We start from the raw sequence: 14,422 nt of genomic DNA on the forward strand, positions 1-14,422 counted from the left end.
CCTCGCGGACGACGCCGGTGTCGTCCCGCCACGTCACAGCATGACATACCGCCCGGTCGGTCTCTAGTGCGCCGCCGCGCCGGTGCTCGGTGGCACCTGCAGCGCGAGCTCCACACGCGAACGGATGCCGAGCAGCACGAAGATGTTGCGCAGGTGGCAGTCCACCGTGCGCACGCTCACCGAGAGATGTTCAGCGATCTCCCGGTTGGTCTCCCCGGCGGCGACACGACGAGCGATCCGCAGCTGGTGCGGGGTGAGGTCGGTGAGCACGTCGGGGACCGACGTCGCCAGGGCGGCCTCGGCAGCCCGTAGCTCGGTGCGGGTGCGGTCCGCCCACGGGTCCGCGCCGCCGCGCTCGAAGAGCAGCAGCGCGTCGCGCAGACGCTCCCGGGCGTCGCTCGGTCGGCCGTGGCGACCGAGCCGCCGGCCGTGCAGCAGGAAGGTCACAGCGCTCTCGAAGAGGCCGCCGGCCTCGAGGTGAGCGGCATGAGCCTGGCGGAACAGGGCGTCCGCCTCGGCCTCGGTGGAACAGAGCAGGGCACGGCAGCGCAGGAGCAGGGCCGGGCCCTGCGGGTCGGACGCCGTGCGGCTCCACCCGGCGAGCTCCGACAGTGCGGCACGAGCCGTGGCGTGGTCGCCGGCGCTGACAGCGGCCTCGACGAGCGTCGGCAGCACCAGGCCGCGCAGCGCGAAGTGTGCGCCTTCGGCCGACGCCAGCAGCGAGACCAGCCGGCCTGCCGCGTCGGCAGGCCGGCCCTCGACGAGCTCGGTCCGGGCGAGCGCCCACTCGGCCAGCGTGACCGGCTGGGCGAGTCCGTGGCGACGGGCGGTCGCCAGGGCCGCCGTGGCATGGTCGACGACGTGCCCCGGCGGGCCCTGCACGGCCGCCGTGAGGGCCAGCACCGCGTGATGGTGCGCCGCCGTGTTGGCCCGGCGCGACTGCTCCGCGGCGCGCAGCCCGGTCAGCGCGTGCTCGCGCGCCTGCGCGTGGCGTCCGGCGCGTAGCTCGGCGTAGGCCACGTACTCGGTGGCGCGGGCGACGAGCGCGGAGTCACCGGCCGCACGAGCGGCGGCCAGCGCACGGGCCCCCGCGCGGCAACCGTCCTGGACGTCTCCGGTGAGCAGTGCGGCGGCCGCGCCACGCAGGAGCGCCTCGGGATCGTGCCCGGCGAGCGCGCCGCGCACCACCCGACGCAGTGGTCCGGCAGCCTCCGACGTCCGGCCGTGCAGCAGTGCGAGCATCCCGGTCAGGTAGTCCCGGGGAGCGCCGTCGAGAGCGGCCTGACCCAGGGCCGTGGTCAGCGCCTCCACGCACGCGACATGGTCGCCCGCGCTCCACGCGGCGTTGACGGCGGCCAGCGTGGCGGTCAGCGCGGCCCCGGGCTGCTCGCCGAGCTCGGACCGGGCGAGGCTGAGGCTGGCGTAGGCGTCGTGCACGGGACCGTCGGCATGGAGCCGGAGCCCGCGGGCGAGCTCGGTGTGCCCTCGCATCGCGGTGGTCTGCATGCCGAGAGGCTAGGTCGACCGCACGGTCGCGCCACTCGTCCTTGTGCCGGGACACGGGTGCCCGGTCCCCGCGGTGTGCCACCGCACACGACGGCGGGCGGACGCATCGGGTGCGCCCGCCCGCCGTCGAGGTCCGCCGTCCCGGTCGGGACGAGGTCAGGCCCGGGTCAGAACGGGCACGAGCTCTCGTACTTCTCCACGTCCGAGAACCACCCGGTCGAGGGTCCCGGGCAGAGGAACTGCGTGTACCGCGTGTCGTCGTCGACGAACCGCTTGAGCCAGGAGATCGAGTACTTCGCGATCGTCGTGTTGGAGCTGTTGGGAGCGAAGTGGCTGGCCCCGTCCAGCTCCAGGTAGGCCTTCTGAAGGTCTCGGTCGAAGGACTCGTAGAACGGCTCGGCGTGCGTCTCGTGCCGGGCGACGGAGTCGTACTCGGCGCCGAAGATCAGCGTGGGGGTGCTGACCGACGACCAGTTCTTCTTCACGTGCCACGGGGTCATGGGGATGGCGGCCTTGATGTCCGGGTTGTCGTCCACCGCGCGCAGCGTGCCGCCGCCGCCCATCGAGTGGCCCATGAGCGCGAGCCGGTCGGCGTCGATCCGGTCGGCGACCGGGCTCGAGTCGGTGAGGTAGTCGAGGGCCGCCTGGAGCTGGCGGGCTCGGGAGTCGGGCTGGTCGTAGATCGAGTTCGTGGCCATCGTCAGGACGACGAAGCCCTGGGACGCGAGCCGCGGACCCAGCCACGAGATGGTCCGCTCGGTGCCGGTGTAGCCGGGCGAGATGACGACGGCGCCAAAGTCGCCGTCGCGCGTCGTGGTCGGGTAGTAGATCGTGCCGCCACCGAAGCCCGAGACGAGGCTGGAGACGTTCTGCTCGGAGATCGAGTAGCTGCCGCGCGATGCCTCGATGCTCGACTCGGTCGGGTCCGGACCGCGCTCGTGGGGGTTGTCCGCGCCCTGGGCGGCGGGGCCGGCGGCGATGCCGACGCCCACGGCGACGGCGAGCGAGGCCAGGATGCCGGTCACCCGCTGGCGGGTCCGGGAGGTGCTCGGTGAGTGCTGCATCGTACGTCCTCTCTGACGGGGCCCCCGGCGGGAGCCGTTGCTGCCCAAATAGCGTGTGGTGCCGGCCCGCCGGGTGGCATCGGCAAGATCGCCGGTCCGGTGCCGGCGGCGCGACCCCGAGACACCGTCTCAGGCCGTGGTGGCGGCAGGCTACGGTGGTCCCACGACACGGGGTGCGCCCACCGGGAGCTGAGATCACACCCGTCGAACCTGATGCAGTCCGCACTGACGAAGGGATGTCGCCCATGCCGTCGACCCTGCCCACCCGCCACGGATCGCCGTGGCGCCCGCGCCCCGTCCCGCGGGTGCTGTCCGTCGCGGGCTCGGACCCGTCCGGGGGGGCCGGCATCCAGGCAGACCTGAAGGCGATCGCGGCAGCCGGTGGCTACGGCATGGCTGCGCTGACGGCGCTGACGGCGCAGAGCACCCGAGGGGTGAGCGCCGTGCACGTACCGCCCCCGTCGTTCCTCGCCGCGCAGCTCGACACGCTGCGTGCCGACGTCGCGCTCGACGGGATCAAGGTGGGGATGCTGGCGTCGTCGGCGGTCGCCGACGTCGTCACCCGGTGGTTGGACGACGGCGCGGGAGTCGACGGTCCCCCCGTCGTCGTCGACCCGGTCATGGTCGCGACCTCGGGGGACCGTCTGCTGGACCGCGCCGCCGAGGACGCGGTGCGCCGGCTGCTCGACCGGGCGGACGTCGTGACGCCCAACGTCCCCGAGCTGGCCGTCCTGCTGGGCACGCCCGCCGCGACGACCTGGACGGGTGTCCTCGGTCAGGCTGCCCGGCTGGCCGCCCGGCACGACGTGCTCGTGGTGGCCAAGGGCGGTCACCTGCCCGGCGACGAGGTGCCGGACGCGCTCGTCGGGCCGGGCGGCGTCGTCGCCGAGCTGCCGGGCCGGCGCGTCCCCACGACCAGCACGCACGGTACCGGGTGCTCGCTGTCCAGCGGGCTGGTCACGCGCTACGCCCGACACGGCGAGTGGGAGCGAGCGCTGCGGGAGACCAAGGCCTGGCTGACGGACGCCGTCGTCGCGGGAACGGCGCTCGAGGTCGGCAGCGGCTGCGGCCCGGTCGACCACTTCTGGGCGCTGCGCGGGGTGCTCGTCGAGAGTCCTTAGCAACGCCGAACGTCGTGGTCCGGACCGTTCTCACCGGCCAAAGCGGGCGTGACCATGACGTTCGGCACGGGAGGGTCAGTCGAACAGGTCGCCGAGGTCGCCGATCTCGTCCAGGATGCCGCCGAGCACCATGCCACCCAGGACGGCGCCGAACGCTCCGGAGCCGGCGCGGCCGGACGCGGGCCGACGGTGTCCTTCCCACGGCTGCGGGCCAGGACGCGCGACGTCTCGGCGTGCCAGGTCGGCGGCCTCGGTGGCCAGGGCGGACGCGCGGCGCGCTCCGTCGACCGCTGCCTCGGCGTCGGTGACGTCCCGCGCCGCGGCGAGCTCGCGCTCGGCCGCGGCGAGCCGGGTGCGGGCGTCGGGGCCGACCGGCGCGCGGTAGTCGTCCACGACGGAGCGTGCCGCCGCGACCTGGCGCGCCGCGTCGTCGAGCGCGGGCCCGCGCTGCGCTGCTGCTCGCCGGGAGCGTTCGTCGCGCTCGATCCGGTCACGGACGGCGTCGTCCAAGGCGGTGTTGGCCTCACGGAGCCGGGTCAGGGTGGCGATCGGGTCGGTCGGCTCGCCGGGCGCGGGCAGGGTCCGCAACGTCTCGGACAGGGCGTCCGCCGCGAGGTCGACGGCGCCCTCGCGGCGGGTCGCCGGCATGGCGCGGGCCTGGGCGAGCTCGGTGCGGGACTCGGCGACCAGTGCGCCGAGGGCAGCCTCGGCACGCAGTGCCTCCGACTCGAAGTCATGGACGGCGGACAGCAGGCCCTCGGCGCGGTGGAGGGCGTCCTCGGCCGCGCGCGTCCCCGCTGCCGCCTCGGCGACCTGCTGGGAGGTGAGCCTGCGCCGCGCGGCGGCCGCGCTCCGGGCGGCGAAGTCGAGCAGGCGGCCGGCCTGGGCCGGGTTGTCGGCCACGGGTGCGAGCGCGTGCTCCGTGTAGTCGGTGCGGAGCCGCTCGACGTCCTCACGCGCCGGGCCGATCGCGCCCCGTATCGTCTCGATGCGTTCCTCGACGCGGTCGATCGCCTGCGGGGTGGCCCGGGCGGAGCTGCGCCGGGCCGCCAGCGTGGCGTCGAGGTCGTCGAGCGCCGCACCGGCGGCGCGGCACAGCTCGGCGATGCGGCCCGACCACTCGCGGCGCTCGGCGTCGGTGTCCGGCACGTGGTCGTGCAGCAGCTGGTTGAGGTGGAACGCCTCGCGCAGGTGCTCCCTGGCCTGCTGGAGGGCAGGTCGGGCCTCGGCGGTGGCGGGCTCGCCGAGCTCGGCCACGGCGAAGGACAGCTCGTCCTCGGCCAGACGGGCGCGCTCGTCGGTGCGGACCAGCGCCGACCCGGCGGCCGTCGTCAGCCGGGCGAGCTCTGACTCAGCGGTCTCCCGCCGACGCTGACGCCGTCGGCGGCCCCGGAGCACGAGCGCGAACCCTGCGACGACCACCAGCACCAAGCCCGTCACCACACCGACCAGCTGCACGCCATCCATGCCGGGAATCGTACGGGCATCCGGGAGCGGCCGGGACGGTCGGCCACGGGTGGCTCAGGCCGGCCTGCGCGCGACGACCTCGAAGGTGTGCCAGTGCTTGGGGCCGCCGAACGAGGGACCGTCGTGCTCGCGCTCGTCGACCACCAGCACGTCCAGGCCGTCGATCAGCTCACCGACGTCCTCCTCGTGGTGGAAGGTCAGCGCGTCCGCCGTCGCAGGGTCGGTAGCCCACTCGTCGCGCTCGCCGAAGAGCGTGACGCCGACCCAGCCGCCCGGCGCGAGGGCGCCGCGGACGCCCTCCCAGACGCGCGCGAAGTCCGACGGCGGGACGAAGGGCAGCGCGTAGGAGGCGTGGACGAGGTGGGCGCTCGGCAGCGGGAGCGCCTCCTGGACGGTGGCCACGCGCACCTCGAGACCGGCGCGCAGCGCCGGAGGCACCAGGCGGGGCACCAGGTCGGCCGTGCCCGGGGCCGGGTCGACCGCGAGCACGTGCCAGCCCGCACGCACGAGAGCCGTGGCCTCGACCCCGCTTCCCGCACCGAGGTCGACGGCCTGGCGGCCCGCCCCCTCCCCGGCCCGGGTGAGCAGGTCGCGGCAGAGCTGCCGCGGAGCGCGTCCCGTCTGGCGGGCGTTGTAGAGATCCCAGTGCGCGAGGTCGAAGCGGGTCACCCGCAGATCATGCCCCGGGCAAGCATGTCGGTGCTCGGTGGGATGATGTGAGCGATGCCACCCGACTCTCCTGAACGCCCCGCGCCCGCCGGCTCCCAGCTCGGCACGGTCGCCTCGGTGCTGCGGCTGCTGCCCTACGTCCGTCCGGCGCTACCACGCCTCGTCGGCGGTCTGGTCGCGTCGCTCGGGGCGGGCCTCGCGGCCCTCGCCATCCCCCGGGTGCTCCAGCGCCTCGTCGAGGGGCCCCTGGCACAGGGCGTCGCCGCCCACGACTACACGGCGCTCCTCTGGCCGACGCTGGCCGTCCTCGGCCTCGGGGTCACCGAGGCAGGCCTGATCCTCCTGCGCCGCAACCTCGTCATGTACCCGGGCACGCGGGTCGAGGCGGCCCTGCGCACCGAGCTCTTCCGCCACCTGCAGCAGCTCCCGGCCGCGTTCCACGACCGGTGGTCGGGCGGCCAGCTGCTGAGCCGCTCCATGGGCGACCTGGGACTCCTGCGGCGGTGGCTCGTCTTCGGTCTGCTGCAGCTCGTGGTCAGCACGATCACCATCGCCGTCGGCGTAGCGCTCCTGCTCGCCACCGCCGGCTGGCTGGGCCTCGTCTACCTCGCCGGCGCCATCCCGGTGACGATCATCGCGTTCCGGTTCTCGCGCCGCTACCGCGTCATCGCCCGGCTCTCGCAGGACCAGTCCGGCGACCTCGCCAACACCGTCGAGGAGTCCGTGCACGGGATCCGCGTGCTCAAGGCCTTCGGTCGCGGGGAGGATGCGCTCGAGTCGTTCTCCGGGCAGGCCGAGGAGCTGCGTCGCACGGAGATCCGCAAGGCTGGCAACCAGGCCACGGTCACCACCTCGCTGCAGCTCATCCCCGAGCTCACCCTCGCCGTGTGCCTGATGCTCGGCGTCTGGCTCGCGGCCGAGGGCCAGGTCACCGTCGGCGCCCTCGTCGCGTTCTTCCTCACGGCCGCCGTCATCAACGGGCCGGTGGTCGACCTGGGCATGACGCTGTCCATGACGCTCAACGCCCGCACCGCCGTCGACCGGTTCTTCGAGGTGGTCGACACCCCGAACCCGCTGACCGACCCGGCCGACCCTGTCGAGCTCGGCGAGGGTGAGGGCCGCGTCGTGCTGCGCGACGTCGGTTTCCGGTACGCCGACGCCCCGGCGCCCGTGCTCGACGGCGTCGACCTCGAGCTGCCGGCAGGCACGACGACGGCGCTGGTCGGCTTGACCGGGTCCGGCAAGTCCACCCTCGCCCTGCTGGTCCCGCGGCTCGCCGACGTGACCGCCGGCGCCGTCGAGATCGACGGCCACGACGTGCGCGACCTGTCCCGGCACGACGTGCGACGTGCGGTCGCCGTCGCCTTCGAGGACCCGACCCTGTTCTCGGCGACCGTGCGGGACAACGTGCTCCTCGGCGTCGACGACGACCTGCCGTCCGAGACGCGCGAACGACTGCTGCACGAGGCCGTCGAGGTCGCCCAGGCCGGCTTCGTCCACGACCTGCCCCAGGGGGTCGACACCCGCATCGGTGAGGAAGGCCTCTCGCTGTCCGGCGGCCAGCGCCAACGCCTCGCGCTCGCCCGGGCGATCGCCGCCCGGCCCCGCGTGCTCGTCCTCGACGACCCGCTCTCCGCCCTCGACGTCACGACCGAGGAGGCCGTCACCGCCCGGCTGCGCGAGGTGCTCGAGGGCACCACCAGCCTCATCATCGCCCACCGGCCGTCCACGGTGGCGCTCGCGGACCGGGTCGCCGTCCTGTCCGAGGGCCGCATCACGGCGGTGGGCACGCACCGCGAGCTCCTCGCCTCCGACGACCACTACCGCTACGTCATCGCCTCGCTCGAGGCGGACTGGAAGAGCGGAGAGCACGACCACGACACGGAGGCGACCCGATGACCCCGAGGACCACCGCACCGCCGCCGCGCCGGGACCCCCGCGACGTCCACGCCGACGACGCCTCCCTCCTCGACCGGACGACGTCGCGCGCGGTGCGGCGCCGTTCGCTGCGCCTCCTCGGCGAGCTGCTGCGTCCCCGGTGGCGACCTCTTGCCTGGGCAGGGCTCCTGATCGTCGTCGGCACGCTCGGCCAGGTGGCGGGCCCCCTCCTGGTCCAGGCGGGGATCGACACCGCGCTGCCCGCCCTGCGCGACGGCGACCCCGGTCGGCTCGCGACGATCGGCGGCGCCTACCTCGCGGCCGCCGTGCTGGGTGGGATCTGCGCCGGCGCCTACGTCCGGGCGGCCGCCCGGGTCGCGCAGAGCGTGCTGCTGGAGCTGCGTCGCCGGGTCTTCCGGCACACGCAGCGGCTCTCGCTCGAGTTCCACGAGTCCTACACCTCGGGTCGCGTCATCAGCCGCCAGACCTCGGACCTGGAGGCGCTCCGCGAGCTCTTCGACGGCGGGCTGACGGGCGTGGTGTCCTCGCTGATGCTCATGGTGTTCACCGGAGCGGCGCTGTTCGTCGTCGACTGGCGGTCGGGGCTGGTGCTGACGGTCGCCCTCGTGCCCGCCTGGTTGCTGACCCGCTGGTTCCAGCGGCGCTCGCAGCTCCACTACCGCGAGCAGCGCGGCGCGTCGGCACGGCTCATCGTGAAGTTCGTCGAGACCATGACGGGGATGCGGGCGGTGCAGGCGTTCCGGCGCGAGCCCACCACCCAGGCCGAGTACGCACGGCTCGGCGAGGAGTACCGCGACGCGAACCTGCGCATCTTCGGCGTCAACGGCCGCTACCAGCCAGGGCTCGTGCTGATCGGCAACGTCACCGTGGCGGCAGCGCTCGCCTACGGCGGGTGGCGGGTCTTCGAGGGGCAGCTCGAGCTCGGTGCGCTCGTCGCCGTGCTGCTGTACGTCAAGCGCTTCTTCCAGCCGATCCAACAGCTCGGCATGTTCTACAACGCGCTGCAGTCCGCGGTGGCCGCGCTCGAGAAGGTGTCCGGGCTGCTCGCGGAGGAACCGACGGTGGTCGAGCCGCAGCGCCCGACGCCGTTGCGCAGGGCTCGCGGCGAGCTGCGGCTCGAGGACGTCACGTTCGGCTACGGCAAGGGCCCGGTGGTGCTCCCCGAGCTCGACCTGACGATCCCGGCTGGGCAGACGGTCGCGCTCGTCGGCTCGACCGGGGCGGGCAAGTCGACGCTGGCCAAGCTCGTCACCCGGTTCTACGACGCGAGCGAGGGGCGGGTGCTCCTCGACGGTGTGGACGTGCGCGACCTGTCCACCCGGGACCTGCGGCGTGCGGTGGTGATGGTGACGCAGGAGGCGTACCTCTTCAGCGGCACGGTGCGCGAGAACATCGCTCTGGGTCGCCCGGACGCCACCGACGAGCAGATCGAGGCGGCGGCTCGGGCGGTCGGGGTGCACGACTTCGTGACCGGTCTGCCCGACGGGTACGGCACCGAGGTGAACAAGCGGGGCGGTCGGGTCTCGTCGGGGCAGCGCCAGCTGCTCAGCTTTGCCCGCGCCTTCCTCGCCGACCCGGCGGTCCTGGTGCTGGACGAGGCGACGAGCTCGCTCGACGTCCCGGGGGAGCGGTTGGTGCAGGCCGGCCTCCAGACGCTGCTCGCCGACCGGACGGCGATCATCATCGCCCACCGGCTCTCGACGGTCGCGATCGCGGACCGCGTGCTCGTGATGGAGGGCGGTCGCGTCGTCGAGGACGGCACGCCGCAGGAACTGGTGATGCAGCAGGGGCGGTTCGCGGCGCTGGATGCCGCGTGGCGGGACTCGGTCGTCTGACCTCCTTGCGGCCGACCGACCGGACGGTATGCTGACGGTCCGGCGACAGGAGAGGTGCGACATCGTGGTCGACGTCCGAGAGCGAGACAGCGGTACCCGGGGCCGCGTCATCACCTACCCGGTCGCGCTGCGCGCCGCCCGCCGGCGGTTCGTGGCATCCGGCGGGCTGGCGATGGACCAGCTCACCGAGGACCTGTGGGTGAGCAGGGCGACGCTGTACCGGGTCGTCGGCAGTCGCGACCGCCTGCTGGGCGACGTGCTGTGGCAGCTCGCGGCACGGACCCTCGACCGGGCGCGCCACGACGCCGACGACGCGGCGATGGGCGGCGTCGACCGCCTCCTGGCGGTCGCGCAGCGTTTCGACGACGAGGTCGGCCTCTACGAGCCGTTGCAGAAGTATCTGGCCGTCGATCCCGTGGACGCGACCCGGGTGCTGTTCGGCGCGACCGCCCGGGTCCACGTCCGCAACGTCGAGGCGTGGGCGGAGCTCATCCGCCGGGAGCAGGAGACCGGCGACCTGGGCCCGCTGCAGTTCTCGGTGGCCGAGACGGCGTTCGCCTTCGTCCGGATCGGGGAGTCGGTCCTCTTCGGCTCGATGCTCGCGGGGATCGAGCCGGACAGACGGCTCGGCGAGCACCTGCGCCGGACGGTCCTGCCGATGGACTAGGGCCGGTCGCTGAGATCCCAGACCGTCCGGAACGGGTCAGGAGCGGCCGGTCGCGACCAGTCGCTCCACCAGTGCGGCCGCCGGGGGAGTGGGTGCGCCCACGGTGAGCGCGAGCACCGACCGCCCGGCGCCCGGCAGCGGAACGGTGACCACGTCAGGGTTGCGGTGCGCGCGCAGAGCGAGACCGGGCAGCAGGCTCACGCCTGCGCCGGCCGCGACGAGCGCCTGCACGGCGACGTAGTCGTCGGTCTCGAAGGCCAACCGGGGGGCGAACCCGGCCACGGCACACCGTGCGACGAGGTCCGCACGACATCGTTCGCAGCCGGCGATCCAGGCGTCGTCCTCGTGGGCGCGCAGCAGTGCGCTTCCCGTGCGGCCGGAGCCCCCGGCCGGCCCCCGCCCGCCGTGCGCCGTGACGAGGTGCACCGTGTCGTCGAGCACCCGCGTGGTCTGGAAGCGGGAGAGGTCGTCGACGCTGCGGGTGTGGCGCACGTCGGAGTGCTCGAAGACGAGGGCGACGTCGACCTCACCGGCCTGGAGCGCCGCGACCGCCTCCGGCGGCTCCGCTTCGACGAGGCTGACACCGATCCCCGGGTGGTCCCGACGCAACCGGGTGACCGCCTCGGGCACGATCGTGGCGAGGGCCGACGGGAAGGCGGCGAGGCGCGCCCTGCCGGCGCGCAGGCCGGCGAGCGCGTCGAGCTCACGCTGCGCCCCCTCGACGCGGGCGATGATCTCACCGGCACGATCGGCGAGGAGGCGACCGGCCTCGGTGAGGCGCACGCCGCGCCCTGCGCGCTGCAGCAGGGGGATCCCCGCCTCGGTCTCGAGCCGCGCGAGGTGGTGGCTCACGGACGGCTGGGCGTAGTGCAGCTCGCGGGCCGCGGCCGTCACCGACCCGGTCCGGGCCACGGCGGCCAGCACGCGCAGCCGGGTCAGGTCGAGCTGGGCGGCGGGGGGCGGGACGTCCGTCATCGCACCAGGATACGAACCATCCATCGACGTCGGCGATGGTTCAGGTCACAAGATGGCATTGGACCGATGGATCATGCGCGACCGATGGTGGAGGCATGGATATCCCCCCGCCGACCGTCGCCGACGTCCTGGCCGCCCAGCGCCGTATCGAGGGTCTCGTCGAGCGCACGCCGGCATCGACCTACACCGAGCTCGACCGCCTGGCCGACGACGCCGGCGCGTCCGGAGCGCGCCTCGTCATCAAGCACGAGAACCTGCAGCGCACGGGCGCGTTCAAGGCGCGCGGGGCGCTCAACCTGCTCCTGCAGATGTCCGACGACGCCCGTCGGCGCGGCATCGTCGGCTACTCCACGGGCAACCATGCGCAGGCGCTCGCGTACGCCGCCCGGCACGTGGGTGCGCCGTGCACGATCGTCATGCCGATGGCGCCGAACCCTGTCAAGGAGCGGGCCGTCCGGTCGCTCGGCGCGGACGTCGTCCTGCACGGCGACCGGCTGGAGGACGCCTGCGCGCACGCCGAGCGGCTCGCAGCCGACCGCTCCGCGCGCCTGGTGAGCGCCGCCGACGAGCCGGACCTCGTCGCCGGGGTGGCCACCGCGACCCTCGAGCTGCTGCAGCAGCGGCCCGACCTGGACGTCCTGGTCGTGCCTGTCGGTGGCGGATCCGGCGCGGGTGCCGCCTGCCTCGTGGCAGCAGCGGTCGCTCCCCGCGTCCGCGTCGTCGGCGTGCAGGCGGCAGCGTCCTCGGCCGCGCACGACTCGTGGCGCGCCGGCGAGCTCCTCACGCGGCCCAACGCCACGCGCGCCGAGGGCCTCGCCGTCGGGCGCGGGTTCGCCCTCACCCAGAGGATCCTGCGTGCTCACCTGAGCGACTTCCTGCTGGTGGACGACGACGCGATCACCCGCGCTCAGCGCGCCTACCTCACGGCCGCCCGCACCGTGGCCGAGGGGGCGGGCGCCGCCGCCCTGGCGGCCGTGCTGACACATCCCGCACTGTTCGCCGGCGCGCGGACCGGCGTCGTCTGCTCCGGTGGCAACGCGAGCGAGGCCGAGCTGCGCCGCGCCCTGGCGAGCACCTGACCAGCGAGGGTGCCTCGTCCCGGCGTAGCCTGGCGAGATGGCTCGTCTCGTGGACATCCATCCCGTCGACCCGCAGCCACGCCTGGTGGGCCAGGTCGTGGCGGCCCTCCGGGACGGTGCGCTCGTCGCCTACCCGACGGACTCCGGCTACGCCCTCGGCTGCCGCATCGGGCTGCACGACGGCACCGAGCGGATCCGGCAGATCCGGCGTCTGGACGCCAAGCACCACTTCACGCTGGTGTGCTGCGACTTCGCCCAGCTCGGCCAGCTCGTGCGGCTGGACAACTCGGCCTTCCGGGCGATCAAGGCGGCCATACCCGGTCCGTACACGTTCATCCTGCCGGCCACCTCCGAGGTGCCGCGCCGGCTCGCCCACCCGAAGAAGAAGACCGTCGGCGTGCGCATCCCGGACTCGCGCGTGGTCCACGCCCTGCTGAGCGAGCTCGGCGAGCCGCTGCTCAGCTCGACGCTCATCATGCCGGGGGACGCCGAGCCTCTCACCGAGGCGTGGCAGGTCTCCGAGGCGCTGGACCGATCGGTCGACGTGATCGTCGACTCCGGGGACGTCTCGGCGGAGCCGACCACCGTGGTCGACTGGTCCGCCGGCTACCCGGAGGTCGTCCGGGCCGGGGCGGGGGATCCCGCGCCGTTCGAGTAGGGGGCCGATGCCGCACGCTCACGTCGCGGCCCGTTCACCGTTCGGCGACCTGATCGGGCTAGGGTGCTGGTCATGAGCGATCGTGGACTCGAGCTGGCCCGGGACAAGATGCACGGTGCGGGGGTGGCATCCGCCGCCGTCGACGTGTTCAGCCGATTCTACCGGCTGCTGGAGGGCGGACAGAGCGGTTACGTGCGGGAGGACGACGTCGAGCCCTTGACGGGCCTGACCCGGCACGCCGACCTCGACATCGACGCGGCCGATGCGTCTGCGGCCCTGGCGAGGACGGCCATCATCAAGCTCAACGGGGGCCTCGGCACCTCGATGGGGATGGACCGGGCGAAGTCGTTGCTCGAGGTACGCCGGTCGGCCGAGGGCGAGTCGCTGAGCTTCCTCGACGTGATCGTCGGCCAGGTGCGTGCCGCGCGCCAGGCCACGGGCGCGCGGCTGCCGCTGGTGCTGATGAACTCCTTCCGCACGCAGGACGACACGCTCGCCGCCCTGTCGGGGTACGGCGACCTCGCTGTGGAAGGGCTGCCGCTCGACTTCCTGCAGAACCGGGAGCCGAAGCTGCGGGCGGACACGCTGGAACCGGTCGAGTGGCCGGACGACCCATCGTTGGAGTGGTGCCCGCCGGGGCACGGTGACCTCTACCCGGCGTTGCACGCCAACGGCGTGGTGCGGGCACTCCTCGACGCCGGTTTCCGCTACGCCTGCGTCTCCAACTCGGACAACCTCGGTGCGGCGCCCGACGGCGAGATCGCGGCCTGGTTCGCCGGCACCGGTGCCCCCTACGCGGCCGAGATGTGCCTCAAGACGCCGGCCGACGTCAAGGGCGGCCAGCTCGTGGTCCGCCGGTCGGACGGTCGGATCATCCAGCGCGAGACGGCGCAGACGCACCCGGAGGACGTGGACGTCTCGCTCGACCCGGAGCGCCACCGCTACTTCCACACGAACAACCTGTGGTTCGACCTGGAGGTCCTGGCGGCCGAGCTGGACCGCACCGGCGGGGTCCTCGAGCTGCCGCTGATCCGCAACGCCAAGACCGTCGACCCGTCGGACCCGAGCTCACCCGAGGTGATCCAGATCGAGTCGGCGATGGGCGCCGCGGTGGCGGTCTTCGAGGGGGCGACGGCGATCGAGGTGGGTCGCGAGCGGTTCCTGCCGGTCAAGACCACCGACGACCTGCTGCTGCTGCGTTCGGACGTGTACGACCTCACCGACGACTACCGGCTGGTCTCGCAGGTCGAGGCGCCGCTCGTGCGGCTGTCGAAGGCGTACAAGACCATCGGCGCGTTCGACGCCCGGTTCCCGGCCGGGCCGCCGTCGCTGCGGGCGGCGACCGGTCTCTCGGTCGCGGGGGACTGGACCTTCGGTCGTGGCGTGCGCGCCGAGGGGGCGGCCGAGCTGCCCGAGCCGGAGGAGGGGACGGGGACGGTCCCCGACGGAGCCACCATCACCCGCGACGGGATTGCCTGAGAC

Annotated in this window: 12 protein-coding genes and 1 riboswitch; of the genes, 7 read left to right on the plus strand and 5 right to left on the minus strand. The window is 73.9% G+C overall.

Annotation, left to right across the window (positions count from 1 at the left end):
- Positions 1-63: 63 nt before the first annotated feature.
- Positions 64-1,506 carry a LuxR C-terminal-related transcriptional regulator gene (locus tag ACWAT2_RS00645; RefSeq protein WP_402371897.1) on the minus strand — a complete coding sequence of 481 codons (1,443 nt, stop codon included), beginning with the start codon at positions 1,504-1,506 and terminating at the stop codon, positions 64-66.
- A gap of 167 nt (positions 1,507-1,673) precedes the next feature.
- Complete coding sequence (locus ACWAT2_RS00650) at positions 1,674-2,570, minus strand: alpha/beta hydrolase family protein (protein WP_402371896.1); 897 nt, start codon at positions 2,568-2,570, stop codon at positions 1,674-1,676.
- A 159-nt stretch (positions 2,571-2,729) separates the two neighbouring features.
- A riboswitch (TPP riboswitch) is annotated at positions 2,730-2,824 on the plus strand.
- Between ACWAT2_RS00650 and thiD the strand changes: the two genes are divergently transcribed.
- Positions 2,816-3,691 carry a bifunctional hydroxymethylpyrimidine kinase/phosphomethylpyrimidine kinase gene (gene thiD / locus ACWAT2_RS00655; RefSeq protein ID WP_402371894.1) on the plus strand — a complete coding sequence of 292 codons (876 nt, stop codon included), beginning with the start codon at positions 2,816-2,818 and terminating at the stop codon, positions 3,689-3,691. Its footprint overlaps the riboswitch before it by 9 nt.
- 75 nt (positions 3,692-3,766) lie before the next feature.
- On the opposite strand, the gene ACWAT2_RS00660 is transcribed toward thiD, so the two are convergent.
- Positions 3,767-5,158 (minus strand): hypothetical protein, encoded by a 1,392-nt coding sequence (locus ACWAT2_RS00660; protein WP_402371892.1) that lies wholly within the window; start codon positions 5,156-5,158, stop codon positions 3,767-3,769.
- A gap of 54 nt (positions 5,159-5,212) precedes the next feature.
- Positions 5,213-5,827, minus strand: a complete 615-nt coding sequence (locus ACWAT2_RS00665; RefSeq protein ID WP_402371891.1) for a class I SAM-dependent methyltransferase — start codon at positions 5,825-5,827, stop codon at positions 5,213-5,215.
- A gap of 54 nt (positions 5,828-5,881) precedes the next feature.
- Here ACWAT2_RS00665 and ACWAT2_RS00670 point away from each other — a divergent pair, with 54 nt between their 5' ends.
- The 3 genes from ACWAT2_RS00670 to ACWAT2_RS00680 all read left to right on the plus strand — a co-directional run bounded on the left by ACWAT2_RS00670 (position 5,882) and on the right by ACWAT2_RS00680 (position 10,228).
- A complete protein-coding gene (locus ACWAT2_RS00670) occupies positions 5,882-7,726 on the plus strand; it encodes an ABC transporter ATP-binding protein (RefSeq protein ID WP_402371890.1) in 1,845 nt (614 codons plus the stop codon).
- Positions 7,723-9,561: an ABC transporter ATP-binding protein gene (locus ACWAT2_RS00675; protein ID WP_402371889.1), complete on the plus strand. Its 1,839-nt coding sequence runs from the start codon at positions 7,723-7,725 to the stop codon at positions 9,559-9,561. Before ACWAT2_RS00670 ends, ACWAT2_RS00675 begins: the two co-directional genes overlap by 4 nt.
- A 64-nt stretch (positions 9,562-9,625) precedes the next feature.
- The gene (locus tag ACWAT2_RS00680) at positions 9,626-10,228 is read left to right on the plus strand and encodes a QsdR family transcriptional regulator (protein WP_402371888.1); all 603 of its coding nucleotides are present in this window, start codon (positions 9,626-9,628) and stop codon (positions 10,226-10,228) included.
- Between the two features lie 36 nt (positions 10,229-10,264).
- On the opposite strand, the gene ACWAT2_RS00685 is transcribed toward ACWAT2_RS00680, so the two are convergent.
- Complete coding sequence (locus ACWAT2_RS00685; RefSeq protein WP_402371886.1) at positions 10,265-11,203, minus strand: LysR family transcriptional regulator; 939 nt, start codon at positions 11,201-11,203, stop codon at positions 10,265-10,267.
- A 95-nt stretch (positions 11,204-11,298) separates the two neighbouring features.
- Here ACWAT2_RS00685 and ACWAT2_RS00690 point away from each other — a divergent pair, with 95 nt between their 5' ends.
- From ACWAT2_RS00690 to ACWAT2_RS00700, 3 genes are all read left to right on the plus strand, one after another.
- Positions 11,299-12,282 (plus strand): threonine ammonia-lyase, encoded by a 984-nt coding sequence (locus ACWAT2_RS00690; protein WP_402371885.1) that lies wholly within the window; start codon positions 11,299-11,301, stop codon positions 12,280-12,282.
- Positions 12,283-12,319: 37 nt separating this feature from the next.
- Positions 12,320-12,940, plus strand: a complete 621-nt coding sequence (locus tag ACWAT2_RS00695) for an L-threonylcarbamoyladenylate synthase (protein WP_402371884.1) — start codon at positions 12,320-12,322, stop codon at positions 12,938-12,940.
- Positions 12,941-13,012: 72 nt separating this feature from the next.
- Positions 13,013-14,419 carry a UTP--glucose-1-phosphate uridylyltransferase gene (locus ACWAT2_RS00700; protein WP_402371882.1) on the plus strand — a complete coding sequence of 469 codons (1,407 nt, stop codon included), beginning with the start codon at positions 13,013-13,015 and terminating at the stop codon, positions 14,417-14,419.
- Positions 14,420-14,422: the final 3 nt, after the last annotated feature.

Source organism: Isoptericola sp. GX10416 (assembly GCF_056590155.1).

Excerpts from the sequence above, each read along its gene's own strand:
- ACWAT2_RS00645 (WP_402371897.1), bottom strand. The coding sequence starts at position 1,506 with ATGCAGACCACCGCGATGCGAGGGCACACCGAGCTCGCCCGCGGGCTC.
- ACWAT2_RS00650 (WP_402371896.1), bottom strand. The coding sequence starts at position 2,570 with ATGCAGCACTCACCGAGCACCTCCCGGACCCGCCAGCGGGTGACCGGC.
- thiD (WP_402371894.1), top strand. The coding sequence starts at position 2,816 with ATGCCGTCGACCCTGCCCACCCGCCACGGATCGCCGTGGCGCCCGCGC.
- ACWAT2_RS00660 (WP_402371892.1), bottom strand. The coding sequence starts at position 5,158 with ATGGATGGCGTGCAGCTGGTCGGTGTGGTGACGGGCTTGGTGCTGGTG.
- ACWAT2_RS00670 (WP_402371890.1), top strand. The coding sequence starts at position 5,882 with ATGCCACCCGACTCTCCTGAACGCCCCGCGCCCGCCGGCTCCCAGCTC.
- ACWAT2_RS00675 (WP_402371889.1), top strand. The coding sequence starts at position 7,723 with ATGACCCCGAGGACCACCGCACCGCCGCCGCGCCGGGACCCCCGCGAC.
- ACWAT2_RS00685 (WP_402371886.1), bottom strand. The coding sequence starts at position 11,203 with ATGACGGACGTCCCGCCCCCCGCCGCCCAGCTCGACCTGACCCGGCTG.
- ACWAT2_RS00690 (WP_402371885.1), top strand. The coding sequence starts at position 11,299 with ATGGATATCCCCCCGCCGACCGTCGCCGACGTCCTGGCCGCCCAGCGC.
- ACWAT2_RS00695 (WP_402371884.1), top strand. The coding sequence starts at position 12,320 with ATGGCTCGTCTCGTGGACATCCATCCCGTCGACCCGCAGCCACGCCTG.
- ACWAT2_RS00700 (WP_402371882.1), top strand. The coding sequence starts at position 13,013 with ATGAGCGATCGTGGACTCGAGCTGGCCCGGGACAAGATGCACGGTGCG.